Origin of the sequence: Streptomyces sp. NPDC059994 (assembly GCF_042737755.1) — a bacterium.
In the GTDB taxonomy this organism is placed as follows: Bacteria; Actinomycetota; Actinomycetes; order Streptomycetales; family Streptomycetaceae; genus Streptomyces.
Genome location: NZ_JBHWUR010000068.1, coordinates 13,767 through 40,714 on the forward strand (window position 1 = coordinate 13,767; position 26,948 = coordinate 40,714).

Here is a 26,948-nt window from a genome sequence, read left to right on the forward strand (position 1 = left end):
GCCTCTGACGGGACGGCTCAAGCGGGTGCGAGCTGCGCCGACCGCGAGTGCCTGCAAGTAACTTTCAGCCGTGGGCAGTTGACGGACAATCAGCCCGTCTTCCCGTGCTGCCCGCCTTCCCGTCCGGTCGCCCCGATCGCATTCGCGCCAAAGTCCTCATCTCAACTCACATGCCCCATTGAGGAGTTCAGGCCCCACAGGCTTGCATGGCCATGACCAGTCGGCGCCCACCGGCGCCACCGGCCTCCCCGCGCGGCCGACGCCGTGCGCGGGAGGCATCCGCATCGGCCCGTGGAGGAAAGACCTTGCACAAGCCCAGAGCAGGCAGAGCCGGAGCAGACGGCACCCGGGGGAACAGGACGGCCGGCTCACCGGCCCGGGGCGCGGGCGTCGCCGCGCTCCTCGGGGCCGCGGCCCTCCTCGCCACCGCGGTACCGGCGGCCCAGGCCGCGCCCCCGGCGCAGGCGCCGGCCGCCGACGTCGTGCCCGGCACCGGCACCGAGACGCCCGCCCTCGTGGACGGCCTCCACGAGAGCGCCGACGCCAAGGCGGCGCCCGCCGACGCGGCCCGCGGCCACCTCGCCGCCAAGGAGAGCCGCTACCGGATAGCCGACCCCGGCCGCGACCTCAGCCCCGTCCAGACCCTCAAGCAGGGCGAGGACGAGACCGTACGGCTGCAGCAGAAGCACCACGGCGTCGAGGTGCTCGGCGGCCAGTACGTGGTGCGGATGGAGAAGAAGGACGGCAAGCGCGTCGTCACCGGAACCTCCGGCAAGTACTTCACCGGCCTGACCACCGCCACGAAGGCGACCGTCGCCGAGGATGTCGCCGTGCGCCGGGCCGTCTCCTCGGTCGCCGCCCGCGTCGGCGGCGCCACCCTCGGCAAGAAGGACGTCCAGCCCTCCGAGGGCGCGAAGACGAAGGCGGCGGCCGCGCTCACCGGGCGGGCGGGCGGCCTGGTCGTCATCCCCAAGGGCGCGGGCATCCTCACCTACCGCGTCACCGTGCGCGGCACCGACACCGCCACCGGCAGGCCGGTCCTGCAGGACGTGTACGTGGACGCCCACGCGGGCTTCCCGGTGCTCCAGTACAGCCTGATCAAGACGATCACCGCGCCGAAGCCCGGGGGCGAAACCGCGCACCCGGCCGGGAAGGCCGCCGTGAAGGCCGCCGGACGGCAGGCGCCGGCCGCCACCACCAACCCCGGCACCAGCGGCACCGGCGTCAGGTCCAACGGCGACCAGGTCCCGCTGGACATCTACTTCGACGGCGCGGCCAAGCAGTACAGCCTCGTCGACTACGCGCGGATGGCGGGCTCCAGCAAGAACACCCTGCACACCTGGGACGCGCGCGCGGTCGACGTCAACGACGCCTCGGGCCGCTGGCCGGACGGGCTCAAGGAGTTCACCAACCCGGCCCCCGACTACAGCGGCGACGCCACCGAGTCCGGCGCGGTCGACGCCCACTGGGCGGCCGGGCAGGTCTACGACTACTACAAGAACGTGCACGGCCGCGACAGCCTGGACGGGCGCGGCATGACCATCAACTCGCTGGTCGGTGTGACGTACGCGGGCGGCCCGTTCGTCAACGCCTTCTGGGACGGCCAGAAGATGGTGTACGGCGCCGGGGACGAGCAGTACAAGACGCTCTCCGCCGACCTCGACGTCGTCGGCCACGAGATGACGCACGGCGTGGTCGAGAACACCGCGAACCTCGTCTACGCGGGCCAGTCCGGCGCCCTCAACGAGGCGCTCGCGGACTACTTCGGCAACGCCATCGACGTCACCGCGAGCGGCGCGAAGATGGACGACCCGGACGCCGGGCTCATCGGCGAGGACCTGTGCCGCACCACCAAACCGCGCGAGTGCGCCTTCCGGGACCTCAACGACGGCCGCACCACGGCCAAGGACTTCCTCGGTGTCTCCTTCGGCACCGACAACGGCGGCGTCCACCTCAACTCGACGATCTTCTCCGGCGCCCTGTGGGACATCCGCCAGGACCTCGACCCGAAGAACCCCTTCCTCGCGGACCGGCTGGTCTACAAGGCGCTCTCCACGTACATGACCCCGCTGGACGGCTACACCGAGGCCCGCAACGCGGTCGTCGCGGCCGCCAAGGACCTGGGCCTGACCGCGAAGCAGCAGAACGTCGTCAAGCGGTCGTTCAACGCCCACGGCATCGTGCCCGGCTGGGAGAACGCCATCGGCGTCGACTCCGACCGCCTCTTCGGCAAGCTCAACATCGCCGGTACGGGCACGGCCGCGGGCGGCGGCTGGTGGGCCACGTCCAAGTCCAACGACGACGGCAGCGAGGCATACTCGATCTACGCCGGGCGGGTCGACGGCAAGGGCACGCCCAAGCTGATCAGCCCCAACGACGGGCGCTTCCACGTGTATCCGGCCACCGACGGCAAGACGGTGGTCTGGGCCGCGTTCGGTACGTCCAGCCTCGACATCCTGTCCCGGCCGATCGCGGGCGGCCCCATCAGGACGCTGTACACCTCGTACACCAACGTCCAGAACCTGCACGTCGAGAACGGCACCGTGGTCTTCGAGTCCTTCGACCCGTTCGGCGGGCGGCACGTCGGCTTCCTCAAGCCCGGCGACCGCGAGCCCACCTGGGTGGACGGCGGCAAGTACGAGCTCGGCACCGCGCTGCCCTCGCTGAAGAACGGCAGGATCGCGTACGCCAAGCTCTACCCGGGCGAGAGCGACTACAGGATCGGTGTCGAGACGTACGACATCGCCACCGGGAAGACACACCTCGCCCAGCAGCTCGGTGAGCCGCAGGCGATCGGCCAGACCGGCATCACCGGCAAGAACGTGTTCTGGCTCGTCGACGAGAACCTGGCCGACCAGGGTCAGCTGGCGGTGCGCCGGTCCACCCTGGAGGGCACCGGCACGGCGGACATCAGCGCCGAGTCCGGCCCCGGCGCGCTCATCCCGTTCGACCTGACGGCGACGGACGACGCGGTCACGGTGAACACCCTGCTGCCGGACACCCAGTACCGCAATGAGACCCTGCCCAAGCTGTGGCAGCTCAGCGCCGACGGCACTCGTAAGGAGCGCCTCTCCTGCAACCGCGGCGAACAGCTGTACCCGTCCGCCGCGGGCGGGCGGCAGGTCGTCTGGCTGGACGGCACCACCGGCTGGACGGACCTGGTCACCCGGGAGCGGCCGGCGGGCACCTGCTGAAAAGCGCTCCCCGCGTGACTCGTAATTGAGCCAAAGGGCCCCCGGTGCGCGGCGCCGGGGGCCCCTGTCCACAGGGGACTGGGAAATACTGTCCCGTCGGGACAGCGTGGGATGGGAGCTGATGTGCACGGTCCGGACCAGGAGTTTCTCGCACTCGAACGCGAGCTGGCGGTGTTCCTGAGGCGTGCCCGGGCGTCCTCCGGCGAGATGGCCCGCGCGGTCCATCCCGAGCTGGAGGCCGCGGCCTACGGGCTCTTCGTGCGCCTGGAGGAGGGCGGCCCGCAGCGGGCCACCGAGCTCGCCGCGTACTTCGGCGTGGGCAAGGCGACCATGAGCCGCCAGCTGCGCGCCCTGGAGGACCTGGGCCTGGTGGCACGCGAGCCGGACCCGGCCGACGGGCGCGCCTCGCTGGTGCGCCTCACCGAGGAGGGCCTGGCCCGCTTCCGCCGCGTCCGCGACGCCCGCCGCGCCCAGTACGTCACCAAGCTGGCCGACTGGGACCGCCGGGAGATCGCGGAACTGGCGAGGCTCCTTCACCAGCTGAACGCGAGAGCGGACATGCAGGAGCCGGGCCAGGTATAGGGGCGCGCCTTCGGGGGCGCGGGGAGAGTCCTGCCGCGCCACGGCCCCTGCTTTCAGGGGCGCGGGGCTGTGACATATGCGGCTCCGCCGCGTGGGCGCGACCAGCCCCCACCGGCGCGCAGCCGAGCTCAGAGCTCGACGTACACCGCGGTCGCGTCATCGTGCGTCTTGCTGCGCCCCAGATACGTACGGTCGGTATCGGCACGCTCCAGTTCCCGCACCCGGTCGATCAGCCCCTGCGGCCCGGTCTTGGCCACCACGGCCAGACACCTCGCCCAGTCGCCCTCGCGAAAGGTCTCCACCCACCGCGCCGCCCCGTCCGTGAGCGCGGCCAGCGCCCGCACGTCCCCGGCAGGGGTGCGCCCGGTCACCGCACGGCCGGCCACGGCCGGATCCGCCGCGGCCGTGAAGAACCCACCCTCCCGGTTACGGGCCACCGCGTCCGCCACCTCGTCCGACACGAGCGCGGACCGCGGCACCCGGTCGAGCCGGTCGTCCAGGACCGCCCGGACCACGCCCTCGGGGGACTCCAGGAGCAGCGCGGAGTCGGAGAGCACCAGATGCTCCACGGCCTCCTCGTCCCAACGCGCCACGACCACGGTCGCCTGAGGTGTGCGCGGGTGAGAAAGGTCACAGGTGGAGCGGTGGGCATCGGCGGTGCGCCTGATGGACTCGGCGAGGATCTCGGTCAGCGGTATCTCGCGCCGCGAACCGGACAGTTCGGTCAGAGCGCCGCCGAGCCGCGCGGTGAACCAGGGCACGTCGTGCACACAGTCGCCGTTGCCCGGCGGTGGGGTCACCCCGTCGAGCAACACCAGCACCCCGCCCCGTCCGGCGGCGGGCAGCGCGGTGGCGGCCCAGTCCTCGTTGGGGCGTGCGGGGTCGCCGGGGGCCGTGGCGATTTCGATGCGCATACGGCCAGTCTGCACGACGCCTCCACCTGGCCTTCATGGCCGCCAATTGGCCTGGACCACTGGGTCGGAGTGCGGCTCCGGCCGGGCCTGACGGGCCGCCGGGAAGCTGTGCGCGGGCATCCTGCCAAAGGCCGCGCGGAAGTTCCAACCGGCCCCCCGCACGAGCGGGGGCGGCCATTCCGCGGGAGTTGATGCCCAACTCCCGAGTGTTGTTCACTCGTTCGGGTGGCGGAGTGGATGTTGCATGCCTCCTTCCCAAAACCACTGGAATGGTCGGAAGCCGTGCAGGGGTGGGAACGCGTCGCAACGGCGCAAGAGACGCATGACCGGTCGTCACCTCGGCTTCATGGGTGGACGAAACAGGATTGAGAGCACCGGTGCAGAACAAGCGGCCTCGGGGCAAGGGCGGCGAGAGCGTCAAGGGCGCCGCGGACACCGCGGGCGCCGCGCGCACCGTGCGCGTACGGACCCGGCTGGTCACCTCGGTCGCCGTGGTCTCGCTCACCGTCCTGGGCGCGGGCGCCCCCGCGCTGCTCACCGCCTCCTCGGACCTCAACGACTCCCAGAGCCTGGTCACCCTGGCCGAGCTGAACCAGCAGGCCGTCACCCTGGCCCACGCCCTCGCCGACGAACGCGACGACGTCACCGCGTACATCGCGGGGGGCCGCGACCCGCGCAAGGACGCCGCCCTCAAGGACCGCGCCACCCGCGTCGACCGCCGCATCGACGAGATCCGCGCCACCGCGCCCGCGGCCCTCGGCCGCGACCTGGCCACCGTCCCCTCCCTGCGCCGCACCGCCCTCACCGGCAAGGGCACGGCCCTGGAGGCGCACCGCACGTACTCGGACGTGATCACCAAGCTGCTCGGCCTCGCCGACGAGCTGGCCGACAGGACGCCCCCGCGCGCCGCCGAGGCCACCCGCGCCCCGGGCGACCTCGGCCGCGCCGTCGAACAGGCCTCCGCCACCCGGGGGCTGCTGGTCGCCGCGCTCTCGGTGCCGCAGAAGCCCGCCACCACGGTCTACGACCCGATCACCGGGCGGTACGTCCAGAAGGACGCGGGCGACGGCGAAGAGGGGCGCACCCGGGACGCTCTGAGCGCCGCCGGGCAGCAGACCCGGGTGCGCGAGCAGTCCGCGCTCGCCGACTTCGACCAGGCGGCCTCCGCCACCGCGCGCGAGAAGCTCTCCACCAATGTGACCGGCCCGGACGTGGCCGCCGCCGAGCGCTATCTCGCCCGCCTCACCGACCAGCCCCAACTCAGCGCCTCCGACCGGAAGTCGGGCGCCGACAAGGTCGCCGCCGCGCTCACCGCGCGGATCGACCGGATGCGCGGCACCGAGTCGGCGCTCGCCGCGGCCGAGGTGAAGCGGTTCGAGGCGCTGCGCGACGACGACGTGACCGGACTCGAACTCCGGGTCGCGCTCGTCGGCGCGCTGCTGCTGCTCGCCGTCGGCGTCTCCTCCGCCGGCGCCCGCAGCCTGACCCGGCCGCTCGCCGTGCTGCGGCGCGGCGCGGCCCGGCTCGCGGCGGCCCCCGAGACGGAGGAGCCGGTCCGCTTCACCGGTCGCAACGACGAGTTCGCCCAGGCCGTACGGTCCCTCAACGCGCTCCACGACCGGCTGCGCGAACACGCGGCCCGCGCCGACGCCCTCGGCGCGGAGCTGGACGACGCCCGCGAGGGGCAGACCGCTCTCGCCGCCGAGCGGACCGAACTGGCCGCCTCCGTACGGGAGTTGACGGCGCAGCTGGAGCGGGTGCGCGGCACCGTGCAGCACACCTTCGTCAACCTCGGCCTTCGCAGCCTCGGCCTGGTCGAGCGCCAGCTCGGCATCATCGAGGGTCTGGAGGAGCGCGAGCAGGACCCGGACCAGCTCGCCACGCTCTTCAAGCTCGACCACATGGCCACGGTCATCCGCCGCCATGGCGAGAACCTGCTGGTCCTCGCGGGCGCCGAGCACCACCACAACCACCCCGGCCCGGTTCCGCTCGTCGATGTGCTGCGGGCCGCCGTCAGCGAGATCGAGCGGTACGAGCGGGTCGTCATCCAGGCCCTGCCGCCGCACGCCCAGGTGGCCGGGTTCGCCGCCGACGACCTCAGCCACCTGGTCGCCGAGCTCCTTGAGAACGCCACCTCGTTCTCGCCGCCGGACGCCCAGGTCCAGCTCTCCGGCTGGCAGCTGGAGAGCGGCGAGGTCATGCTGTCGGTCGAGGACGAGGGCATCGGCGTGAGCCCGGCCCGCCGCACCGAGCTCAACATGCGGCTCGCGGACCCGTCCACGTACGAGCCCGGGGAGCCCGGCACCGAGACCGGGGGGCTGGGGCTGCACGTCGCCGCGCTGCTCGCCCGCCGTCACGGGGTGCGGATCGAGCTGCGCGAGCAGAAGCAGGGCGGACTCGCGGCCGTGGTCGTACTGCCCGAGCCGATCCTGCCGAAGACGCTCCCGGCCGAGCCGCCGCACGTGGTGCCGGTGCAGGGCGAGGCGCCGCGCTTCACACTGCCGGGCGCGCTGGCGGAGGCCAACTCCAACGTGCTGCCCGAGCGGGCGGAGCGCACGGCGGAGATCTCGATTCCGGCCCAGGCAGAGGCCCAGGCCCAGGCCCAGGCAGAGGCCCAGGCCCCGGTCCCGCCCCCTGCCCCCGCCCCGGCTGCCGTCCCGGCCGAGGCGGACACGCACGAGCGGGTCGACGAGCCGACGTTCGAGATGCGGCTCCCGACGCCGGAGACGGCCGTCGAGGCGACGGAAACCGAGCCACGGCCCACCGTCCCCGCACAGCGCGTCACCGACAAGGGGCTGCCCAAGCGCACCCCGAAGGTGGTCAAGGCGGGCTCCGCCGCCCCCGCCGCGCGCAAGGGCGGCGCGGACCTCGCCGACGCGCTCCGGCGGCGGCTCGGCGGGTTCCAGCAGGGCGCCCTGGAGGGCCGCAGGCACGCCGAGACCGAGATCCAGGAACCACCGGGCGAAGTACAGAACGAAACGCACGGCGAAGAGAAGAAGGCACAGAGGCCACAGACGGGGGAGACAGTCGAGGAGGCACGCAGTTGACTGCGACCGGCACCGGCACGTTCGGACTGAGCAGCGAAGCCCGCAATCTGCACTGGCTGTTGCGGAACCTGGTCGAGGAGGTGCCCGGCCTGCGGTCGGTCGCGGTCGTCTCCTCGGACGGTCTGCTGCTGCTCTCGTCCGACCCGGACCAGCGGCAGACCCGTACGGAGCCCCGCCCCGAGGGGCCGCGCGGCTCCAGCGCGGACCTCGCCACCATCGTCTCCGGCATCGCCAGCCTCACCCATGGCGCGGCGCGGCTGATGGACGGCGGCGGCGTCAAGCAGACCGTGGTCGCGATGGAGGAGGGCAGCGTCTTCGTCATGGCGATCAGCGACGGCTCGCTGCTCGGCGTGCACGCGACCCCGGACTGCGATGTGAGCGTCGTCGCGTACCACATGGCCCTCTTCGTCGGCCGCGCCGGACATGTGCTCACCCCCGAGCTCCGCAGCGAGCTGCGCCAGTCGATGGAGGCCGTCCAGTGACTTCGTCCGCCCCCAAGCTGCCGATACGAGGCGTCGGCCACAAACCCGCGCGGGTCCGCCCGTACTCGCTCACGGGAGGCCGCACCCGCTTCGGCCACGTCCTCCTCGTGGAGACGTTCGTGGCGGCCATCGAGGCGCCCGAGGAGCGCAAGGCGCTGGGCGGATCGCCGCTGCGGATGATGCCGGAGATGCGGGCGATCGTGGAGATCTGCCGGGCGATGCGTACGGTCGCGGAGATCTCGGCGCTGCTGAGAATGCCGCTGGGGGTCGTCCGGGTGCTGCTCAGCGACCTGGCCGACCAGGGAAGGATCCGCGTGTACGGGACCGGGCACGGCCCCGGGCGGCCCGACCGCGCACTGCTCGAAAGGGTCATGAGTGGACTCCGCCGCCTCTGAACTCCTGGCGCCCGAAGCCGCCGAGGAGGAGCTGCGGCCCTGGCAGCAGGACCGCACGAGGGCCCCCATCGCGACGAAGGTGGTGGTGGCGGGCGGCTTCGGCGTGGGCAAGACGACGTTCGTCTCGTCCGTCTCGGAAATCACCCCGCTCCAGACGGAGGCGGTGATGACCCGGGCGAGCGAGGGTACGGACGACCTCTCGTCGACCCCGGAGAAGACCACCACGACGGTGGCCATGGACTTCGGCCGCATCACGCTCGACGACGACCTCGTCCTGTACGTGTTCGGCACGCCCGGGCAGCAGCGGTTCTGGTTCATGTGGGACGACATCGTGCGCGGGGCGATCGGCGCGGTGGTGCTCGCCGACACCCGGCGGCTGTCCGACTGCTTCCCGGCGCTCGACTACTTCGAGAGCTGCGGCCTGCCGTACATCGTGGCGGTCAACCACTTCGAGGGCACCGAGTCGTTCGAGCCCGAGGACGTCCGGGAGGCGCTGACGGTGCCGCCGCACATTCCTGTGGTGATCATGGACGCGCGCGACAAGATCACGGTGATCGAGTCGCTCCTTTCCCTGGTGGCGCACGCGCTGGAAGAGCTGCCGGAGTAGCGCGGCACTCGCTCGTTTGTTTACTCACGTATCTGCTGACGTATCGGAGAACACTCGCATGCGGAGAATCCTGATAGTCGGGGCCGGTCAGTCCGGGCTCCAGCTGGCCCTCGGACTCCAGTCGAAGGGGTACGAGGTCACCCTGATGTCCAACCGCACGGCCGACGAGATCCGCTCCGGGCGGGTCATGTCGACGCAGTGCATGTTCCACACGGCGCTCCAGCACGAGCGGGACCTGGGCCTGAACTTCTGGGAGTCCCAGGCCCCGCGCATCGAGGGCCTGGGCGTCTCGGTGGCAGGCCCCGACGCCTCGCGCCCCGTCGACTGGGTCGGTCACCTGGACGGCTTCGCGCAGTCGGTCGACCAGCGGGTCAAGATGGCGGGCTGGATGGAGACGTTCGCCCAGCGCGGCGGCCAGCTGGTGATCCACGGGGCGGCGGTCTCGGACCTGGACTTCTTCGCGCGGACGTACGACCTGGTGCTGGTGTCGGCGGGCAAGGGCGAGCTGGTGTCGATGTTCGGCCGCGACGCCTCGCGCTCCCCGTACACGGAGCCGCAGCGGGCGCTTGCGGTGTCGTACGTGCACGGGCTCGGCCCGCGCCCCGAGCACCCCGACTTCGACGCGGTCCGCTGCAACCTGGTGCCCGGGGTGGGCGAGCTCTTCGTGATGCCGACGCTCACGACGTCGGGCCGGGCGGACATCCTCTTCTGGGAGGGCGTCCCCGGCGGCCCGCTGGACGCGTTCCGGGGTGTGACGGACCCGGGCGAGCACCTGTCCCTGACCCTGGAGCTGATGGAGCGCTTCACGCCCTGGGAGTACGCGCGGGCGACGAAGGTCGAACTGACGGACGCCGGGGGCACGCTGGCGGGCCGGTACGCCCCCACGGTCCGCAACCCGGTCGGCCGGCTGCCCGGCGGCGGCCTGGTCCTGGGCGTGGCGGACGTGGTCGTCGCCAACGACCCCATCACCGGCCAGGGCTCCAACTCGGCGGCCAAGTGCGCGGCGTCGTACCTGACGTCGATCGTGGAGCGGGGGGAGGAGGCGTTCGACGAGGAGTGGATGCGTGCGACCTTCGACCGGTACTGGGAGACGGCGCGGCACGTGGTGAAGTGGACGAACGCGATGCTGGGGGTGCCGCCGGAGCACGTCCTCAACCTGATCGGCGCGGCAACCGAACTCCAGCCGGTCGCGGACCGCTTCGCGAACGGTTTCGACGACCCGTCGGACTTCGAGAACTTCTTCTTCGAGGAGGAGAAGGCGGGGGCGTATTTGGCGGAGGTGGCGGCGCGGGCGGCGTGACGCCGGGGGGCGACAGCCCCCACCCCGCCCCTTCCCGCTGTGACATTTGCGGCTCCGCCGCGTGGCCCGGGTGGTGGGCTGAGGCGGGTTTCCCGGGGGCTGCGCCCCCGGACCCCGGGCGGGGCAGCTCGCCCGATCTCCGGGCGGGGCTGCGCCCCCGGACCCCGCGTTTTTCTGCGGGCGGGTGGGGGCTGGTCGCGCAGTTCCCCGCGCCCCTGAAGGCAGAAGGGGGCGCGGCCACATTCAGTCCCTCCGGCGTGCGGGGCGGGGCCCGTACATCCAGCTCCTCCGGCGTGCGGGGAGCGGGGCGCGGCACATTCAGCTCCTCCGGCGTGCGGGGAGCGGGGCGCGGCACATTCAGCCCCGCCGGTGTGCAAGGAGCGGGGCCCGCACATTCAGCTCCTCCCGCGCGCTGGGAGCAGGGCCTGCCAATTCAGCCCCTCCGGCGTTTGAGGAGCGGGGTCCGGGGGGCGCAGCCCCGTAGCGGGGACGGGGGGCACGCAGCCCCGTTAACCCACCCACCCCCGTGCCGGGTCCGGGGCGGAGCCCCGAAGCGGGGGCGGGGGCGCAGCCCCAGCGGGGTATCGGGGGCGGAGCCCCCGTGAGCGGGGTCCTGGGGCCGCAGCCCCGGCGGGGTATTGGGGGCGGAGCCCCCGTGAGCGGGGTGCAGGGGCCGCAGGTCCCGCGCTGGGGGGCCGGGGGCGTAGCCCCCGGAGAACCCACCTCAACCCACCCCCACCCCCGGAGGGTCCAGGTGAAGGGGCGGGGTGGGGCTAATCCCCCGGAGGGGCATCCGACCCGTAGCCCTCGTCCGAGTCCGCCCCCGCATCCGCCCCCACCCCCGCCGCCCCCACGGGCAACTTCGGCGGCCGATAGGACCGCAGCGCCCGCGCCCCCGGATCGGGCCGGACCGCTCCCAGGAGAGGATTCGACGCGATCGGGGAGATCTTGACCCGGGTGCCGGGGCGCGGGGCCTGGACCACCAGGCCGTCGCCCAGGTACATGGCCACGTGCGTCGCCTTGGGGTAGTACACCACCAGGTCCCCGGGCCGCAGCGACCGGAGCGGGACGCGCGGCAGCGACGCCCACTGCTCCTGGCTCGTGCGCGGAATCGCCCGCCCCGCATGCGCCCACGCCTGCGAGGTCAAGCCGGAGCAGTCGTAAGACCTGGGCCCCTCCGCCCCCCAGACGTACGGCTTGCCGAGCTGTCCGACCGCGTATCGCAGCGCCTGCTCGCCCTCCTCCGAAGGCGCCCGCGCCCCGCTCAGCGCCCCCGTGGCCAGCAGATCCCGCTGGGCCTTCGCCATGCCGTCCCGCTCCAGGCGGGCCAGCTCGACGAGTTGCTCCTCGCTCAGCGACGCCAGCAGGCCCTCCACGTCCTTGAGCCGGTTCCATACCTCGTCCCGCGCCCGCCGCTGGCGCGCGGCCAGCAGGGTCTGTTCGTCCAGCGCCTTGCGCGCCGCCCGCGCGAGACCGTCCGCCTGCTTCTCCGTCCGCGCGAGCCGCGCGACCGACGCCTGGCGCTCGTCCGTCGCCCGCCGCATGAGGTGCCCCTGGTCGAGTGCCCCCTGCGGGTCCCTGGCCAGCAGCAGCTGCATGTACGTGGAGAGTTCCGAACGGCCCTGGTACTGCTCCCGGGCCAGCCGGCCCGCCGCCTCCCGGCTCTCCGCCAGTGCGACCCGCGCCTTCGTCAGCCCGGCCGCGATCCTTTTCTCTTCCGCCTTGCGCCGCTTCAGCTGTTCCTCGGCGGCGTTGTACGCCTCGGACGCCTCCTCGGCCTGCCGGTACAGCGTCTGCATCTGCGTCAGCAGACCGCTCACCGAACTCGTCGGCGGAGTGGGTGCGGCCTGCGCCGTGGGGACGGCCGAGACGAGGGCCGCCGCGACGGCCGCCGCCGTGCACACCGTACGCAGAGATCTGTCTGACATGTGCTCACCTCCGGTCGGATGGTGGCACGGTGATCAGGCCGCCGCCCGCCGAGCCGGGTGAATGGTGCGAATCCGTCGCCCGTACGGCCGTACTCCGGTGCGGGCGCTTGCCCCAGCGCCCGCCCTGTGCGTACGGGGAGTCGAACTACCGCACCGGCAGCGCGTACAGCGTTGCCCCGTGCCACACCACCGCCGTGTCCGTGCCCGCCGCCACCGCCCGGTAGGTGCCCCGGTCCGCCGACTGCTCCTTGCTGCCCGCGTCCTGGAACTTCCACAGCCGCTCGCCGCTCGCCGCGTCCAGCGCCGTCACCTGGATCGGGTCGAGCGCCAGGACCGTACGGCCGGACGCGCTCGCCACCGTGCGGGTCTCCACCGGGGCGGGCGGCGCCAGGTCCGTCGAGCCGACCCACATCTCCCGGCCGTCCGCCGAGGTGACCGCAGCCACCTTGGTGGTCGTGTCGGGGGCGTACACAACTCCCTTGCTCACCAAGGGGGTTCCGTATGTCCCCGCGCCCTTGCCCCGCTGCCAGCGCAGCTTCGTCGTCTCCAGGTCGAACGCCTGGAGGCCGCCGCCGGCCGTGGTGAGCAGCGTGCCGTCGGGCGAAAGCACCGCCCCGTCGGTGGGCAGCACCGCCCCGTACGACCGCGCCCACAGGTCCTTGCCCGTCTTCGGGTCGACCGCGAAGAACTGCGCGAGCACCTGCTTGGCGCCCTTCGGCGGGCTGGGCGCGGGGCGCCGCGCGATCAGTCGGCCGCCTACGACGGTCGCCCACTCGAACGTCTCGCCCCGGCCGAGCGGGCGGCGCCACAGTGTGGTGCGGGTCGCGATGTCGTACGCGTACAGCGCCGTGTCCTTGCCGGCCGTGGCCGTGAACCACACCGTCGTGCCGTCGTGCGCGCGCACCTGGGGGGTGCCCATGCCCGGTGCGAGCTGTGCGTACGCCACCTTCTGGCGGATCGCGCCGTCCGCCACCGCGAACCAGGTGAAGTCGGTGGGGCCGACGCCGAACGCCACCGCCGCGTCCGGGCCCGCCGGCTGGAGCTGGGCGAGACCGGCCAGCTCGGGACGGGTCCACAGCTGCTTGCCGGTGCGCAGGTCGACACCGGTGAGCGTGGCGCCGGGCACGACCAGGACCGCGCCCTGTACGAGCGGGGTGCCGAGGAGCTTGCCGCCGGGCACCGCGTACCCCCAGCGGGCGGCCGGGGGCGTGCCGGGCACCGGCTGCGGGCGGGCGGCGGGCTTGCTGTCGGCGGCGGGGGCCCTGCCGTCCCCGTCGTCCCCGTCGAACGCCAGCACACCGGCCGTGCCGACCGCGAGCCCGGCCAGCGCCGCGAGCCCGGCGGTCAGCAGCGCCCGCCGGTCGGCGGCGAGCCGGGAGAGGGCCTTGGCGGCGGCGGGCCGGGCCGTGTCCGGGGCCCGCTCCGGTCGTACGGGCGGGGGCTGCGGCGACGGCCAGGCGGGCTGCGGGGGAGCGGTGGCGGCCGGGTGCCCGTTGAGCCCCGGCGCGGGCAGCGGCAGCGGAGCGGCGGGCTCCGGCACTCGGTCCGCCACCACCGCGCCCGGCAACTCCTGGGCCTGCGCGGCCCGTTCGGCGATCGCGGCCGTCACGCGCGGCGGCAGCCACCCCGCGCCGGGCGCCGGGGCCGCCCCGCCGGGGAGCAGCTCGGCGGCCACCTCGGCCGGGGCCGGGCGCGTCCCGGGCGCCTTGGCCAGACAGCGGCCGAGCAGGGGGCGCAGGGCGGCCGGGACCGGGGTGAGGTCCGGGACGGAGTGCGCGATGCGGTGGGCGGCCGCGTCGGCCGGGCCGGAGTCGAACGGGCCCGCGCCGCCGGCCGCGTAGGCGAGGAGCATGCCCAGCATGAAGACGTCGGCGGCGGGTCCGGGCTGCTCCCCGGCGACCTGTTCCGGCGTCAGATAGCCGACGGTCACACCGAGCCGGCCGCCTTCCCCGGCGCTCGCCGCGCTGGCGCCGCCGAGCACGCCGAAGGCGGTGACCAGCGGTCCGTCGGCGGTGAGCAGCACGACATCGGGGCCCAGGCCCTGGAAGGCCTCGCCGGTCACCGCGTGCGCCCGCTCCAGGGTGGCGGCGAGGGCCGCGCCCAGGGTGCGCACGGCTCGCTCGGGCAGCGGTCCGGCCAGTGCCACCGCCTCGGCGAGGGTGAGCGCGGCCGTGAACGGGGTGGCGAGCCACGGCAGCCACTCCTCGGGGCCGGTGGCGAGCACCGGCGGCACCCAGGGCCCGGCGAGCCGCTCGGCCGCCTGCGCCTCGGCGCGGAAGCGGCTGCGGAAGGCGGGCAGCGCGGCCAGGTCGGGGCGGGCGGCGGTGACGGAGACCCCGCGCCCGTCCGCCCCGTGGGCGAGATAGACCCGGGCGGTGCCGGTCTCGCGCAGCCTGGCCCGCATCCGGTACGGACCGAGCTCGCGCGGTTCCTCGGCGGTCAGCGCCTCCATGGTTCAACTCCCCCTGCGGCACGGCGTGGACCAGCGAGCCTATCGCGCCCCACGGACACCGTGAGCGCGCACCTATGCCCGGGGCTTCGGCTTGCTCCAGGGCCAGCGGCGCGGCTCGCGTCCCTCGGGGGCGTAGGTGTACTTCCAGCCGCGCGGCAGCCCTAGCCGCTTGCTGTGCCCGGCGGGTTCGAGGCGGTACGCGTGGACGGCCGGCGGGCCGCCGTCGGCGTCCGGCACCGGGACCTCGTACCACTGGGGCGGCTTGCCGGTGGGGCCGATCAGTACGGGCAGGACGCGCCCGTCGAGGGGCCCGCCCACAAAGAGGGTGTTCTCGCTCTGCACGCCTCAAGTGTCACACCGGCGGTCCGCGCCGCGCGCGTCACAGCAGGTGGGTGGCTTCGGAGAGGACCGGGACCACCCGGCGGGCGAGGAGTCCGGCCGGGCCTTCGGCCGACTCCAGGGCCAGTGCGGCCCGGACCACGGTGGCCGCCTGCGGGTCGGTGGCGGCGGTCGCGGTGAGCAGGGCCACCAGGTGGTCGACCAGCCAGTCGCGCAGCTCCGGCAGCGGCGGCTGCTTCTCCTCGTCGAGCCAGATCAGGGAGGCGGCCTCGACCGCCGCGATCCAGGTGCGCACCATCATCCGCAGCCGTGCACCCGGATGCTCCACCCCCAGGTGGAGGAGGATCTGCTCGGCGGCTGCCCGGCGTACCTCGTCGACTATCGCGGTCGTCCGGGAGGTCTCGGCGACGCTGCCGCCCTGGAGCAGGGCGGAGAACCCGGCGTCGTGCTCGTCCACGAAGGCGAGGTAGCGGTCCAGGGCGTGGGTCAGGCGCTGGGTGAGCGGGCCGCTCTGGGCCTGGGCGAAGCAGAGTTCGAGCTCGTCGGCGGCCGAGCGCAGCGCCGCCTCGTACAGCTGCTGCTTGCCGCCGGGGAAGTAGCGGTAGACCAGCGGGCGGGAGACCCCGGCCGCCTCGGCGACGTCGTCGAGCGAGACGTCCTCCGGCGCCCGGTGCGCGAAGAGCGACAGCGCGGCGCCGAGGAGCTGGGTGCGGCGCTCCTCGACGCTGAGCCTTCGGTACGCGGGGGTGGCGGCCGGTGAGGTCATACGGGCAGCGTAATCCCCGGGTCGGCGCTTCAGGCCGGTGCTCGCGTGCGGTTGGCCGGGAGTGAAGGGCACGGTGAAGGTACGCGCGGCGGTCAGGCCAGCAGCCCCGAGCTCTGCCACAGCCGGCGGCCGACGCCGCGCAGCACGCCTATGTCGTCGAGGAAGTCGGTGAGCCGCTTGGCGCCGTTCTGCATGACCTCGCGCCGGTGGCCGCTGGCCTTCACCTGGGCGACGGCCTCCCGGCGGTCCAGGCCGACGTTCTCGTACACCTGGGGGTTGACGAAGCAGGTGGAGAAGACACGGGCCGCCTGGCCGCAGCTGACCCGGGTCAGCTCCCGCTCCCAGGCGGGCGCGGTGACCATCTGGCGCCGCAACTCCTCGCGGGCGTAACGGACATGGCGGGCCTCCTCGACCACGTGGATGCGGGTGACGCCGCGCATCAGGGTCTGCACCCGCTCGTCGGGGAAGGTCAGCCGCTGCATCCAGTCGAGGATCTCCTCGCCGAGCAGGGTGGCCGCGAAGGATCCGGGGGTGGTGGAGACGGTCTTCAGGACGCGCGCGAGGTTGTGGTAGAGCCGGGGGACCGGGTAGGCCGGCGCCCCGCCCTGCTTGATCACCCGGGCGAACATCATCGAGTGGCGGCACTCGTCGGCGATCTCGGTGAGCGCGTAGCGGACGTGGTTGCTGGTCACCGGCTTGTCGTAGATGTGCCGTACGAGCAGCTGTATCAGGATGATCTCGAACCAGATGCCGAGCGAGCCGAGCGAGGCGGCCTCGTGGCGGGCCAGCTCGAAGCGCTGGTCCTCGGACATCCTGCGCCACATCGGGGTGTCGTAGAGGGAGAGCAGCTCCGGGGGCCAGAACCACTTGCCGTCCTCGAACGGCGCATCCCAGTCCAGTTCCTTGTCGGGGTCGAAGGAGTGCTTGGCGGACGACGCGAGGAGCCGCTCGGCGACTTCCTCGCGGTCCCGGAGCAGTCCGAGGGCGTCGCGGAGCACTTCGCTTGTCGTCTCGGTCGTCATGGCTGGGGCACCTCGGTGAGTCGGCCTCGAAGGGGGTTACCGGCGGTCAACTCTTATGAGACTGCCTGTCAGCAAGCTCGTCAATCCCTTGGGCCCGACTTGTTGACCCGGCGTCTACCAACGTGTGAGCCTGCCAATGAAGCAGCGTGTAACGGCCGGTCAGGAAGCCGGTCGGGAAGCCGGTCGGGAAGCCGGTCGGGAAGCCGGTCGGGAAGCCGGTCAGGAAGTCGGTCGGGAAGTCGGTCAGGAAGTCCAGCGAGGCGAATCAGGCAGTTCCGCGAGGCGAAGGAGCCGCACGTGTCGACGCACGACCTGTATGTGAACGGCCCACAAGACCCCCTCTGGGAGGTCCCGGCCTCGGGAGCGGCCCGCTTCAGCTGGGACTACGACGACGGACGCGAGCGCCTTCTCGCCCTGTACCAGAAGGGCAAGGACAAGCAGTGGGACGGCGCCAAACGGATCGACTGGGGCATCGAGGTCGACCCGTACGACCCGCTCGGGACGCCCGACGAGGCGATGACCCTCTACGGCACGCGCTACTGGTCCAAGCTGACCGACAAGGACAAGGGCGAGCTGCGCCGGCACTACACCTCCTGGCAGTTCAGCCAGTTCCTCCACGGCGAGCAGGGCGCGATGGTGTGCGCGGCGCGGATCGTGGAGTCGGTGCCGGACCTCGACGCCAAGTTCTACTCCGCCACCCAGACCATGGACGAGGCCCGGCACGCCGAGGTCTACGGCCGGTTCCTGCACGAGAAGATCGGGATGCTCTACCCGGTCAACGACAGCCTCCAGGGGCTGCTCGGCGACACCCTGCGCGACTCGCGCTGGGACATGCCCTACCTCGGCATGCAGGTCCTCATCGAGGGCCTCGCGCTCGCCGCGTTCGGCATGCTCCGCGACACCACCGACAAGCCGCTGCCCAAGCAGATCCTGGCGTATGTGATGCAGGACGAGGCCCGGCACGTGGCGTTCGGGCGGATGGCCCTGCGCGACTACTACAAGCAGCTCAGCGACGCGGAGCTGCGCGAGCGCGAGGAATTCGTCATCGAGGGCTGCTACTTGATGCGCGACCGGCTGCGCGGGATCGAGGTGCTGGAGAACTTCGGCATCCCCAAGGCGGAGGCCGAGGAGTTCTCGGAGCAGAACGAGTTCCTGCACCTGTTCCGCAAGCTGCTGTTCAGCCGCATCGTCCCCTGCGTCAAGGACATCGGCCTGTGGGGCAAGCGCCTCCAGCAGGCGTACGTGGACATGGGCGTCCTGGAACTCGGCGACTCCGACCTCGACCTGCTGATGGCCGAGGACGAGGAGATCGCGGAGCAGCTGGACCGTGAGCGGTTCGCCCGGGAGGAGACGGCGCGGGTCGCGGAGGTGGCGGACGCGATCACGGAGGGCGCGACGGGCTGACCGCGACGTCCTCGGAGGCGGCGCTCATCCGGCCAGCGCCGCCTCCATCACCGCCTTGGCGATGGGGGCCGCGTCGCCGCCGCCGCTGATGTCCGCGCGGTTGGCCTCCGCGTCCTCGACGACCACCGCCACGGCCACCGCCGGCTGGCCCGCGTCGGCGGCCTGGGCCCAGGAGATGAACCAGGCGTACGGGTGGCCCCGGTTGCCCACGCCGTTCTGCGCGGTGCCGGTCTTGCCGCCCACCTTCGCCCCGGGGATCGCCGCGTTGCTGCCCGTGCCCTTCTCCACCACGTCCACCATCAGCTGCTGGAGCTGCGACGCGGTGGCCGGGTTCATCGCCTGGCGGTAGGTGCGGGGGCCGTTCTGGGCGACCGTCGTGCCGCGCGCGGTGGTCGTCCGCTCCACCAGGTACGGGTACTTGAGCTCCCCGCCGTTGGCCACCGCCGCCGCGACCATCGCCATCTGCAGGGGCGTCGCCGTGGTGTCGAACTGGCCGATGGAGGAGAGCGCCAGCTGGTCCGGGCCCATCTTCTTGTCGAAGTTGGACTTGGCCACCCCGGACGGGATCCGCAGCCTCGTGTCGTTGAAGCCGAAGCGGCCCACCGCCTCCAGCATCCCGGGCAACCCCACCTTCACCCCCAGGTGCGCCATCACCGTGTTGCAGGAGACGACCACGGCGTACGCGAGCGAGGCCTTGCCGCAGCCGTCCGCCTCGTTGGGCAGCGTGGTGCTGGTGCCGGGCAGGACGTAGGGGTCGGGCGTGGTGGTCGGCGCGTTGACATCGGTCACCGCGCCCGCGTCGAGCGCGGCCGCAGCCGTCACGATCTTGAAGGCGGAGCCCGGCGGATAGGTCTGCCGGATCGCCCGGTCGAGCATCGGCTGGTCGGGGTCGGCGTTCAGCGCGGACCAGGCGCCCTTGACCGCCCGCCCGGTGCCCGACAGCTTCCCCGGGTCGTACGACGGGCTGCTGACCAGCGCGAGGATCCTGCCGGTGGCCGGCTCCACGGCGGCGACCGCGCCCCGCTTTCCCGCCAGCCCCCGGTAGGCGGCCCGCTGCATGGCAGCCTTGATGGTGGTGACGGCGTCGCCGCCGGGCTGCCGTTTGCGGGTGAGGCCGCCCCACAGCGGGGTGAGCAGCGGGGAGGTGCCGGAGAGCACCGGGTCCTCGGCGGCCTCGACGAGCGTCGTGCCGTACACCTGCGAGGCGTATCCGGTGATGGGCGCGTAGAGCGGCCCGTCGGTGTACGTGCGCTCGTACCGCAGCGGCTGCCCGGTGTCCTTGGAGTCGGTGACCGCGTGGCCGTCCACCAGGATGTCGCCGCGCGGCTGGCCGTAACGGGCCAGCGTGGTACGGCGGTTGGCGGGGTTGCCGTCGAGCGCGTCGGCCTGGAAGACCTGGACGCGGGCCGCGTTGACCAGCAGCGCCACCAGCAGGACCAGACAGCAGGCGGCGGCCCGCCGGATGTAACGGATCATCGGCTTCCCGTCCGGACGGGGGTGATCGTGCCGGTCTCCACGGCCGGGCGCGGGGTGCGCGCGCTGTCGCTGACCCGGATGAGGAGCGCCACGATCACCCAGTTGGTGACCACCGAGGAACCGCCCTGGGCCAGGAACGGCATCGCCATGCCGGTGAGCGGGATCAGCCCCGTCACGCCGCCCGCGATCACGAACACCTGGAGGGCGAGGATCGAGGCGAGCCCGACGGCGAGCAGCCGCCCGAACGCGTCGCTCAGTGTCAGGGCCGCGCGGTAACCCCGGGCGACGAGCAGCGCGTACAGCAGGAAGACGGCCGTCAGCCCCGCCAGGCCCAGCTCCTCGCCCGCAGTCGCCAGGATGAAGTCGGACTTGGCGGCGAACCCGATCAGGATGGAGTGGCCGGCGCCGAGGCCGGTGCCGAACATGCCGCCCGCCGCGAAGGCGAAGAGCGACTGGGCGAGCTGGCCGGGGCCCTGGCCCGCGTCGATGGAGGCGAACGGGTGGAGCCAGTCCTGCACCCGGCTGTGGACGTGCGGTTCCAGCGAGCCGACGGCCGCCGCGCCGACCGCCGCCAGGAGCAGCCCGACCGCGATCCAGCCGGTGCGGCCCGTCGCCACGTACAGCATGATCACGAAAAGGCCGAAGAAGAGCAGCGAGGTGCCGAGGTCGCGCTCCAGGACCAGGACGCCGACGCTGAGCACCCAGATCGCCACGATCGGGCCGAGCACCCGGCCGGTGGGCAGCTGGAGCCGCCAGAAGCGGCGGCCGGTGTACGCGAGCGCGTTGCGGTTGGCGGCCAGGTACCCGGCGAAGAAGACCGCGAACAGGATCTTGGCGAACTCGCCCGGCTGGAAGGAGAATCCGCCTGCCCGGATCCAGATCTTGGCGCCGTTCACCGCGGGGAACGGGATCGGCACCGCCATCAGGACCAGGGCGGAGGCGGCCGAGAGGTAGGCGTACCGCTGGAGGAAGCGGTGGTCGCGCAGGATCAGGACGACCGCGATGAAGAGCCCGACGCCGATCGTGGACCAGACGAGCTGGGTGGCGGCGGCCGCGCTGTGCGGGGTCTCCAGGTCGAGGCGGTAGATCAGGACCAGGCCGAGGCCGTTGAGCAGCACCGCGATGGGCAGCAGCAGCGGGTCGGCGTACGGGGCGCGCCGGCGGACCGCGAGATGGGCGAGGAGGGCGAGCAGCCCGAGCCCCGCGCCGTAGCGGGCCGCGTCGGGCGGGACGGCGCCGCTCTTGGCGAGGCCGACGCCCGCGTACCCGTAGACCGAGGCGAGGACGGCGCAGACGAGCAGCGTCAGTTCGACGCCCCGGCGTTTGGGGAGGCGCAGGGCGGGCGGCGGCTCGTCCGCGGCCGTCGGTGCGGTCATGTCGGGCAACGTAGCAAGCCGGGGCGGCTATGTCCCTTATGTCATAGTGTGCCGAGGGGCGGGAACGCCGGGACGGGAAACCGCGGGCGGAAAACTGACGGACCGTCACTGAGGAGTACGGCCATGGGGCCCGTGGAGTTCATCGTCCTCGCCTTCCCCGAGGAGCAGCTTCGGGTGCAGGCCGTCGACTCGCTCGTGGGGGTGCGCAGATCCCGCGCCGTACGGATGGTCGACGCGCTGGTGGTCACCAGGACCGCGGCCGGCGAGGTGCTCGCCGCCGAGCTCGACGCGTTCGAGGAGCTCGCCGGGGTGCTGGTCGGCGAGGGCATCGAGCGGCTGATCGGACCGGAGGACGTCAAGGAGGCGGCGGACCTGCTCGACCTGGGCAGTTGCGCGCTGGTGGTCCTGATCGAGCACCTGTGGGCCGAGGAGGCGGCGAAGGGGGTGCGGGCCGCGGGCGGACACGTCGCCGGGTCGGTGCGGATCCCGCCGGAGCGCCTGGAGGAGGTCAGGGCGGCCCTGGCCGCACGGGCCCGGGCCGTACGAGAGGAAGGCTGAGCCATGTTCATCCGGCCCGCCCGAGCGGCGGTACGACCCGTGGTGCGCCCGTCCGGCGCCCCGTTGCTGCGCGGCCTCCTGGTGGGCGGCCCGCGCCCCGCGAAGCCCGCGCCCGCCACGGGGGCGCCGCCCGGGACCCCCGGGCCCGGCGACGCCGCCCTGGTGGACCGGCTGACCCAGCTGGGGCGCCTCGCCCAGCAGGGGTTGCTCACTCCCGAGGAGTTCACAGCCGCGAAGGCGAAGCTGCTCGGGCTGTGAGGTGAGGGCTCAGCACCAGCGGGGCGCCGGGCCGATGTTGTCGATGTAGAACGCCGCCCCCCACGCCCAGGTGCCGTCGGTGAGCAGGTACCAGCGGTCGTTGCCCTTGACGCTGCCGCCGCGGGTCTTGCAGAAGATGTGGACGATCGACCTGTACGGCGCCTTGCCGATGATGCGGCTGCTGCGGGTCGGCTTGTCCCGGAGCAGCAGGCCGGACTTGGCCGTCACCCGGCCCCGGTAGTCGTTGTTGACGGATTCCTCGGCGGTCGCGGGGCCGGCCGCCGCGAGGGCGGCGACCGCCCCGGTGGCCACGCACAGACCCAACAGGGCAAGCGGAGAACGGGGGGACACAGTGCCTCCTGGGGAGAGGAGGGCCGCGTTCCACGGCCCTTGGCTCGCCCCGCTCACGTTAGGTTCGCTTCTTGCCGCCCGCAAAGCGCTAAGGGGTGCGAGGACCGCCGGACGGGGTACGCGCCGGAGTCCCGCCACCCGTCCCGGCCTGCCCGTCCGGGTGCCCGGGGTCCTCCGGCGCGCCGTCGGGGTCCACGTACTCCGGCAGGGTCAGCCTCGCCAGCGCGCCGCCGTCCGACGCGTTGGCGAAGCTCAGCCGGGCGCCGAGGACCGAGGCCTGGCCGGCCGCGATGGTCAGGCCGAGCCCGTGCCCCTTGCTGCCGCCTTCGGTCCTGAAGCGCTGGGGGCCGTGGTCGAGCAGATACGGGGGATAGCCGGCGCCGTGGTCCCGCACCGTCACCACCGGCCCGTTCACGCGCAGCTCGACCGGCAGCGCGCCGTGCTTGTGGGCGTTGCCCAGGAGGTTGGCCAGGACCCGCTCCAGACGGCGCTTGTCGGTCTCGACGAAGGCGTCGCGGACGATCATGAGCTCGGTGGGCGTCCCGGAGGTCCGCACCACGCGCTCCACCAGCGGCCCCAGTTGCTCCAGGTCCAGGTCGACCCGCTCGCTGCCCGCCTCCAGGCGGGAGATCTCCAGGAGGTCCTCGGTGAGCGAGCGCATCGCCTTCACCCGGTCCCGTACCAGCTCGGCGGGCCGCCCCTCGGGCAGCAGTTCGGCGGCCGCGTGCAGCCCGGTCAGCGGGGTGCGCAGCTCGTGGGCCACGTCAGCGGTGAAGCGCTGCTCGCTCAGCAGCTTGTTCTGGAGTGTCCCGGCCATGGTGTCGAGCGCCCCGGCGACCGTGGCCACCTCGTCCTGGGGGCGCGAAGGGTCCTTCGTACGGGGGTCGTTGACCCGGGCGTCCAGGTCGCCGGCGCCGATCCGGCGGGCCACCGTCGCCGTCTGGTGCAGCCGCCGGGTGACCCGGGTGACGCCGAAGACGCCGACCAGGAGGGTGGCGCCGATGGCGAGGATGGAGGACCCGAGGATCGCCTGGTCCAGGCCCGTGATGGTGCGGGCGCTCTGGCTGTAGTCGATCGAGACCGCGATCGCGCGGCCGTCGGCCGGGCCCGCCGCCCACATGGTGGGGCGGCCCCGGTCGTCGGCGACGACCGTGCCGCGCTTGCCGGAGACGGCGAGCGCGCGCAGGGAGGCGGGCAGGTCCCGCGGGTCAAGGCCCGAGCCCGGCGGCAGCGGCTCGCCCGCCTCGTACGCGCGCGAGACCTCCTCCAGCTTGTCCAGCGCCTTGTCGCGGGCCTGGCCGACGGTCTGCCGGGTCACCGAGACATGGACGAGCACACCGAGCAGCGCCGCGAGCGCGCAGCACATCACGGTGATGAAGACCGCGGCCTTCCAGGTGAGCGTCGCCGTCCAGGCGGGCAGCCGGGGCCCTCTCACCGTGCGCTCGCGGAGGCGCGCGGCGACGGGCCGGAGGTCTTGGGGTGGGGCAGGGGATTGAGGGAGTGCTGCGGCTCCACCCGGATGATCTCGTCGCGGGTGGGCAGCATCGCGCGCTGGTGGTCGTCCCACGACCAGGCCGTGCGGTACTCGTACCCCGGGATGCCCGCCGACACCGAGTGCAGGATGACGTCCCGCCCGGCCAGCTCCACGCCGATCAGCTGGTCCGAGGTGGACATGATCCGGGTGAGGGCGCCGCGGTCGGGCATGTAGCACCGCACGGCCAGCTGCTGCTCCGGCATCTTGATGCCGAGGATCAGCTCGTCCTTGCCGTCGCCGGTCAGATCGCGGTAGTACGCCTTGAGCACCGGGCAGCCCTTCGGCTTCTGGCGGCACTGATTGAGCTGGCGAACCGTTTCCTCGTAGAGCCCGTCGGCGCCCGTGTACTGGTCGGGGTGGGCCCGCACCTCGGCCTGGACGACCGCGACCGGGTCGAGGGTGCGGACGTCGCCGCCGGGCACCTTGATGCCGGGCACCCGTTCCGTCTGGCCCTCGCCGAAGTCCAGCGGCGTCGTCGTGGGCTTGGGCAGATCGGGCCACAGATGGACCGGGCCGACCGCCGTGGGAGTCGCGCCCGCACCCTCCAGGCTGCCCGCGCTGCCGCAGCCGGAGAGCAGCAGGGCTGCGGCGCCGGCGGTGAGCAGCAGGAGTGCTGCGCGGGCGGGGCGGCGGTGGCGGGTCAAGGTGCTCCTGTCGTGCGGACGTCGGCACCGGGGAGCGGCGCCGCCCCCGGCTACTTCACCTTCACCAGATCGGCGTAGAAGATGATGTTGGCCGAGCGGTGGCCGTTCTTGATCGGGCCGCCGCAGGTGATGAGGCGGAGTTCCGGACGGTCGGTCTTTCCGTAAACCTTATTCGTAGGGAAGTCTGCTTTGTCCACTTGCTGAGTCTCGCGGATCCGGAAGACGGCGGTGGAGCCGTCCGCCCTCGCGACCTCGATGACATCCCCCACGCGCATCTTCTTCACATCGCGCAGCAGGGCCGGGCCCTTGGCGGTGTCGTAGTGCGCGACGATCACGGACGCGCCCTTCTCGCCGGGCGTGACGCTGCCGGTGTACCAGCCCGCCAGCTCCGCCTTGTCGACCGGGGGTACCTCCAGCTCCTGCTTCTCGTCCACGCCCAGACGCAGCACCGGGCTCGCGTCGACGCCCGCGGACGGGATGACCACCCGGGTCGGCTCGGCCGCCTTCAGCGGGCCCACCTGCTGGCGGGCCTGTGTGGTGGTGGCGTTCTGGACGGTGACGTCCGGAGCCTTGGCCCCGGACGAACCCGAGCCGCAGGCTGCCAGCCCGCCGCCCACGGCGAGGGCGAGCGCGGCGGCGGCCGCGAGCCGGGCCGTGCGGCGAGGGCGGAGGCGGGAGGGTGTGGACGCAGTCATGGCCACCACGGTAGGCGGGCGGTGTCGCGGAGCTTTCCCGGCCTTGTAACAGCTCTCCATGGCCGCGGCGACGGCGTCGTTACTGCTGGTAGGGGTTCTGCCCGGGAGCCTGTCCCTGCATCTGCCCCGGCTGCGGCTGCGGCTGGTGGCCCGGCTGCGGCCCGGCGGCCGTCGCGAGCAGCTGCTCGGCCGCTTCCTTGGTGATCTGCTGCTCCATGCCGCAGAAGGTGCACTGCGTGCGGTACTTGGTGGAGACCGGGAAGAGCGGGATGAAGAACAGCGTGAACTTCGTGACGTACTTGCGCAGGCCATGAGCGGCCGGATTGCCGCAGTTCCCGCAGACCAGCGTCATCATGGCGAGCTGGTACAGATATCCCTTGGTGCCCCAAATGAGCATTGGACTTCCCCTCCCGAGGTAAAGCGGCGCGTATGCACGCAGTAGCGGCTCGCACTATACGAGCCGCGATATTGCCCTGCGCGGCCGGTGCTGTTCCCATGGGCGTGGGGGTGATGCGGGATGTCGGGACTGCGGGTGACACCGGTGCACCGGCACGGACGGGCACGGCTGTACGTCAGCCTCCCGGACGGCAGGAGCGCCGCCTGGTACGACAGGGACAGCGGGCGGGTCAGCCTGCTCCTGGAGGAGTGCCGCGACGCCGTCCTGGCCGCGCTCGCCCCCTTCGTGGTGGGCGAGGTGACGGTCGGCCCGCCGCCCGTACCGACCTCCGCCGACCTGGCCCGGCTCTCCCTCCACCCCGACGACGACCTGGCGCCGAACCGCCCCGGCGAGGCGCTCCTCGGCGAACTGGAACACGCGGGCCCGGCGCGCCGCTTCCGCGAGGACCCGCGCCGTGTCCTGCTCGCGGCGCAGGAGCGGGTCGGGGCGGGCCTCGACGCGCTGGAGGGGGCGGGGTGGCGGGTCCTGCACTCGGTGCCGCTGCCGGGCGACGGCCTCCTCGACCACCTGGCGATCGGCCCGGCCGGGGTGCTCACGGTCCGTACGCTCGCGGCGCACCGGCACCGGGTGCGGATCGCCGACCCCCAGGTCGGGGTCGGCCGGGCCGCGCCTGCGCCGGTACTGCGGTGGGTCCGGCGGGACGCGGAGCGGGCGTCGCTGGCGCTGGCGGCGGGCGTGCGGGGGGTGTTGGTGGTGGCGGACTCCGACCGGGTCGAGCTTGCCGACCCGGTGCGGGACGTACGGGTCCTCCGCGACGCGGAACTTCCTGATCTGGCGCGGCTGGGTGGGGTTCTGAAACCGGCGGACGTGGAGGGGCTGTACTGGACGGCGAGGGACCGCCGCACGTGGCTGAGGGTTTGAGGCCCCACCCCGCGGGCCCTCCGGGGGTGGGCGGGGGTGGAGGCGGTTTGCCGGGGTCTGCGCCCCCGGGCCCCGGGCGGGGCCTGAGCCCCTGGACCCCGGGCTGAGCCCCCGGACCCCGGGCGGGGCCTGAGCCCCTGGACCCCGGGCTGAGCCCCCGGACCCCGGGCGGGCCTGCGCCCCCGGACCTCGGGCTGAGCCCCTGGACCCCGGGCTGCGCCCCCGGACCCCGGGCGGGGCCTGCGGCCCCTGCACTCCGCCACGGGGGCTTCGCCCCCCAGGCCCCGCGTTCTTCTGCGGGCCGGT

At 73.2% G+C, this 26,948-nt stretch carries 24 protein-coding genes; 11 read left to right on the top strand and 13 right to left on the bottom strand.

All coding sequences use genetic code 11. From position 1 onward, the window contains the following. Positions 1 to 305 precede the first annotated feature (305 nt). Both ACFWA7_RS27370 and ACFWA7_RS27375 read left to right on the top strand, forming a co-directional pair. Positions 306 to 3,194, top strand: a complete 2,889-nt coding sequence (locus tag ACFWA7_RS27370; protein ID WP_385825663.1) for a M4 family metallopeptidase — start codon at positions 306 to 308, stop codon at positions 3,192 to 3,194. 111 nt (positions 3,195 to 3,305) lie between these two features. After that, a complete protein-coding gene (locus ACFWA7_RS27375) occupies positions 3,306 to 3,776 on the top strand; it encodes a MarR family winged helix-turn-helix transcriptional regulator (protein ID WP_385542310.1) in 471 nt (156 codons plus the stop codon). A gap of 128 nt (positions 3,777 to 3,904) precedes the next feature. On the opposite strand, the gene ACFWA7_RS27380 is transcribed toward ACFWA7_RS27375, so the two are convergent. Further along, positions 3,905 to 4,690, bottom strand: a complete 786-nt coding sequence (locus tag ACFWA7_RS27380; protein ID WP_385542308.1) for a hypothetical protein — start codon at positions 4,688 to 4,690, stop codon at positions 3,905 to 3,907. 377 nt (positions 4,691 to 5,067) lie between these two features. Here ACFWA7_RS27380 and ACFWA7_RS27385 point away from each other — a divergent pair, with 377 nt between their 5' ends. From ACFWA7_RS27385 to ACFWA7_RS27405, 5 genes are read left to right on the top strand one after another with little or no spacing between them, the layout of a single operon-like run. Continuing rightward, positions 5,068 to 7,737, top strand: coding sequence for a nitrate- and nitrite sensing domain-containing protein (locus ACFWA7_RS27385; protein WP_385825665.1), 2,670 nt, complete (start codon positions 5,068 to 5,070; stop codon positions 7,735 to 7,737). Further along, on the top strand, positions 7,734 to 8,219 hold the full coding sequence (locus ACFWA7_RS27390; protein ID WP_385542304.1) for a roadblock/LC7 domain-containing protein: 486 nt from the start codon (positions 7,734 to 7,736) through the stop codon (positions 8,217 to 8,219). The genes ACFWA7_RS27385 and ACFWA7_RS27390 overlap by 4 nt, the downstream gene beginning before the upstream one ends. Beyond that, positions 8,216 to 8,614 (top strand): DUF742 domain-containing protein, encoded by a 399-nt coding sequence (locus ACFWA7_RS27395; RefSeq protein WP_385542302.1) that lies wholly within the window; start codon positions 8,216 to 8,218, stop codon positions 8,612 to 8,614. The genes ACFWA7_RS27390 and ACFWA7_RS27395 overlap by 4 nt, the downstream gene beginning before the upstream one ends. Continuing rightward, on the top strand, positions 8,595 to 9,221 hold the full coding sequence (locus tag ACFWA7_RS27400) for an ATP/GTP-binding protein (RefSeq protein ID WP_385825667.1): 627 nt from the start codon (positions 8,595 to 8,597) through the stop codon (positions 9,219 to 9,221). The genes ACFWA7_RS27395 and ACFWA7_RS27400 overlap by 20 nt, the downstream gene beginning before the upstream one ends. A gap of 58 nt (positions 9,222 to 9,279) precedes the next feature. Next, the gene (locus ACFWA7_RS27405; protein WP_385542298.1) at positions 9,280 to 10,521 is read left to right on the top strand and encodes a styrene monooxygenase/indole monooxygenase family protein; all 1,242 of its coding nucleotides are present in this window, start codon (positions 9,280 to 9,282) and stop codon (positions 10,519 to 10,521) included. Between the two features lie 773 nt (positions 10,522 to 11,294). On the opposite strand, the gene ACFWA7_RS27410 is transcribed toward ACFWA7_RS27405, so the two are convergent. From ACFWA7_RS27410 to ACFWA7_RS27430, 5 genes are all read right to left on the bottom strand, one after another. Then, on the bottom strand, positions 11,295 to 12,449 hold the full coding sequence (locus ACFWA7_RS27410) for an NlpC/P60 family protein (RefSeq protein ID WP_385825669.1): 1,155 nt from the start codon (positions 12,447 to 12,449) through the stop codon (positions 11,295 to 11,297). A 145-nt stretch (positions 12,450 to 12,594) separates the two neighbouring features. Beyond that, positions 12,595 to 14,901, bottom strand: a complete 2,307-nt coding sequence (locus ACFWA7_RS27415; protein WP_385825671.1) for a PQQ-binding-like beta-propeller repeat protein — start codon at positions 14,899 to 14,901, stop codon at positions 12,595 to 12,597. A gap of 72 nt (positions 14,902 to 14,973) precedes the next feature. Next, on the bottom strand, positions 14,974 to 15,243 hold the full coding sequence (locus ACFWA7_RS27420; RefSeq protein WP_385542292.1) for a hypothetical protein: 270 nt from the start codon (positions 15,241 to 15,243) through the stop codon (positions 14,974 to 14,976). A gap of 37 nt (positions 15,244 to 15,280) precedes the next feature. Beyond that, positions 15,281 to 16,006: a TetR/AcrR family transcriptional regulator gene (locus ACFWA7_RS27425; RefSeq protein WP_385825673.1), complete on the bottom strand. Its 726-nt coding sequence runs from the start codon at positions 16,004 to 16,006 to the stop codon at positions 15,281 to 15,283. A gap of 92 nt (positions 16,007 to 16,098) precedes the next feature. Continuing rightward, on the bottom strand, positions 16,099 to 17,028 hold the full coding sequence (locus tag ACFWA7_RS27430) for a diiron oxygenase (protein WP_385542289.1): 930 nt from the start codon (positions 17,026 to 17,028) through the stop codon (positions 16,099 to 16,101). 297 nt (positions 17,029 to 17,325) lie between these two features. On the opposite strand from ACFWA7_RS27430, the gene ACFWA7_RS27435 reads away from it, so the two are divergent. After that, the gene (locus tag ACFWA7_RS27435; RefSeq protein WP_385542287.1) at positions 17,326 to 18,432 is read left to right on the top strand and encodes a ferritin-like domain-containing protein; all 1,107 of its coding nucleotides are present in this window, start codon (positions 17,326 to 17,328) and stop codon (positions 18,430 to 18,432) included. 24 nt (positions 18,433 to 18,456) lie between these two features. On the opposite strand, the gene ACFWA7_RS27440 is transcribed toward ACFWA7_RS27435, so the two are convergent. Both ACFWA7_RS27440 and ACFWA7_RS27445 read right to left on the bottom strand, forming a co-directional pair. Continuing rightward, the gene (locus ACFWA7_RS27440) at positions 18,457 to 19,908 is read right to left on the bottom strand and encodes a penicillin-binding transpeptidase domain-containing protein (protein ID WP_385825675.1); all 1,452 of its coding nucleotides are present in this window, start codon (positions 19,906 to 19,908) and stop codon (positions 18,457 to 18,459) included. Then, on the bottom strand, positions 19,905 to 21,284 hold the full coding sequence (locus ACFWA7_RS27445; protein ID WP_385542283.1) for an FtsW/RodA/SpoVE family cell cycle protein: 1,380 nt from the start codon (positions 21,282 to 21,284) through the stop codon (positions 19,905 to 19,907). The genes ACFWA7_RS27440 and ACFWA7_RS27445 overlap by 4 nt, the downstream gene beginning before the upstream one ends. Positions 21,285 to 21,407: 123 nt before the next feature. Between ACFWA7_RS27445 and ACFWA7_RS27450 the strand changes: the two genes are divergently transcribed. Together ACFWA7_RS27450 and ACFWA7_RS27455 are read left to right on the top strand one after the other, a co-directional pair. Continuing rightward, the gene (locus tag ACFWA7_RS27450; protein WP_385542282.1) at positions 21,408 to 21,842 is read left to right on the top strand and encodes a DUF6325 family protein; all 435 of its coding nucleotides are present in this window, start codon (positions 21,408 to 21,410) and stop codon (positions 21,840 to 21,842) included. 3 nt (positions 21,843 to 21,845) lie between these two features. Further along, positions 21,846 to 22,100 carry an SHOCT domain-containing protein gene (locus ACFWA7_RS27455; protein WP_385542280.1) on the top strand — a complete coding sequence of 85 codons (255 nt, stop codon included), beginning with the start codon at positions 21,846 to 21,848 and terminating at the stop codon, positions 22,098 to 22,100. Between the two features lie 9 nt (positions 22,101 to 22,109). On the opposite strand, the gene ACFWA7_RS27460 is transcribed toward ACFWA7_RS27455, so the two are convergent. From ACFWA7_RS27460 to ACFWA7_RS27480, 5 genes are all read right to left on the bottom strand, one after another. After that, the gene (locus ACFWA7_RS27460; protein ID WP_385825677.1) at positions 22,110 to 22,412 is read right to left on the bottom strand and encodes an SH3 domain-containing protein; all 303 of its coding nucleotides are present in this window, start codon (positions 22,410 to 22,412) and stop codon (positions 22,110 to 22,112) included. Between the two features lie 127 nt (positions 22,413 to 22,539). Then, positions 22,540 to 23,886, bottom strand: a complete 1,347-nt coding sequence (locus ACFWA7_RS27465) for an ATP-binding protein (RefSeq protein ID WP_385825679.1) — start codon at positions 23,884 to 23,886, stop codon at positions 22,540 to 22,542. Further along, complete coding sequence (locus ACFWA7_RS27470) at positions 23,883 to 24,629, bottom strand: hypothetical protein (protein WP_385542274.1); 747 nt, start codon at positions 24,627 to 24,629, stop codon at positions 23,883 to 23,885. The genes ACFWA7_RS27465 and ACFWA7_RS27470 overlap by 4 nt, the downstream gene beginning before the upstream one ends. Positions 24,630 to 24,679: 50 nt before the next feature. Then, entirely contained in the window at positions 24,680 to 25,324 is a 645-nt protein-coding gene (locus ACFWA7_RS27475) for a class F sortase (RefSeq protein ID WP_385825681.1), read from the bottom strand. A gap of 79 nt (positions 25,325 to 25,403) precedes the next feature. Continuing rightward, on the bottom strand, positions 25,404 to 25,721 hold the full coding sequence (locus tag ACFWA7_RS27480) for a zinc-ribbon domain-containing protein (RefSeq protein ID WP_385542270.1): 318 nt from the start codon (positions 25,719 to 25,721) through the stop codon (positions 25,404 to 25,406). A 120-nt stretch (positions 25,722 to 25,841) separates the two neighbouring features. Between ACFWA7_RS27480 and ACFWA7_RS27485 the strand changes: the two genes are divergently transcribed. Beyond that, entirely contained in the window at positions 25,842 to 26,642 is an 801-nt protein-coding gene (locus tag ACFWA7_RS27485; protein WP_385542268.1) for an NERD domain-containing protein, read from the top strand. Positions 26,643 to 26,948 lie beyond the last annotated feature (306 nt).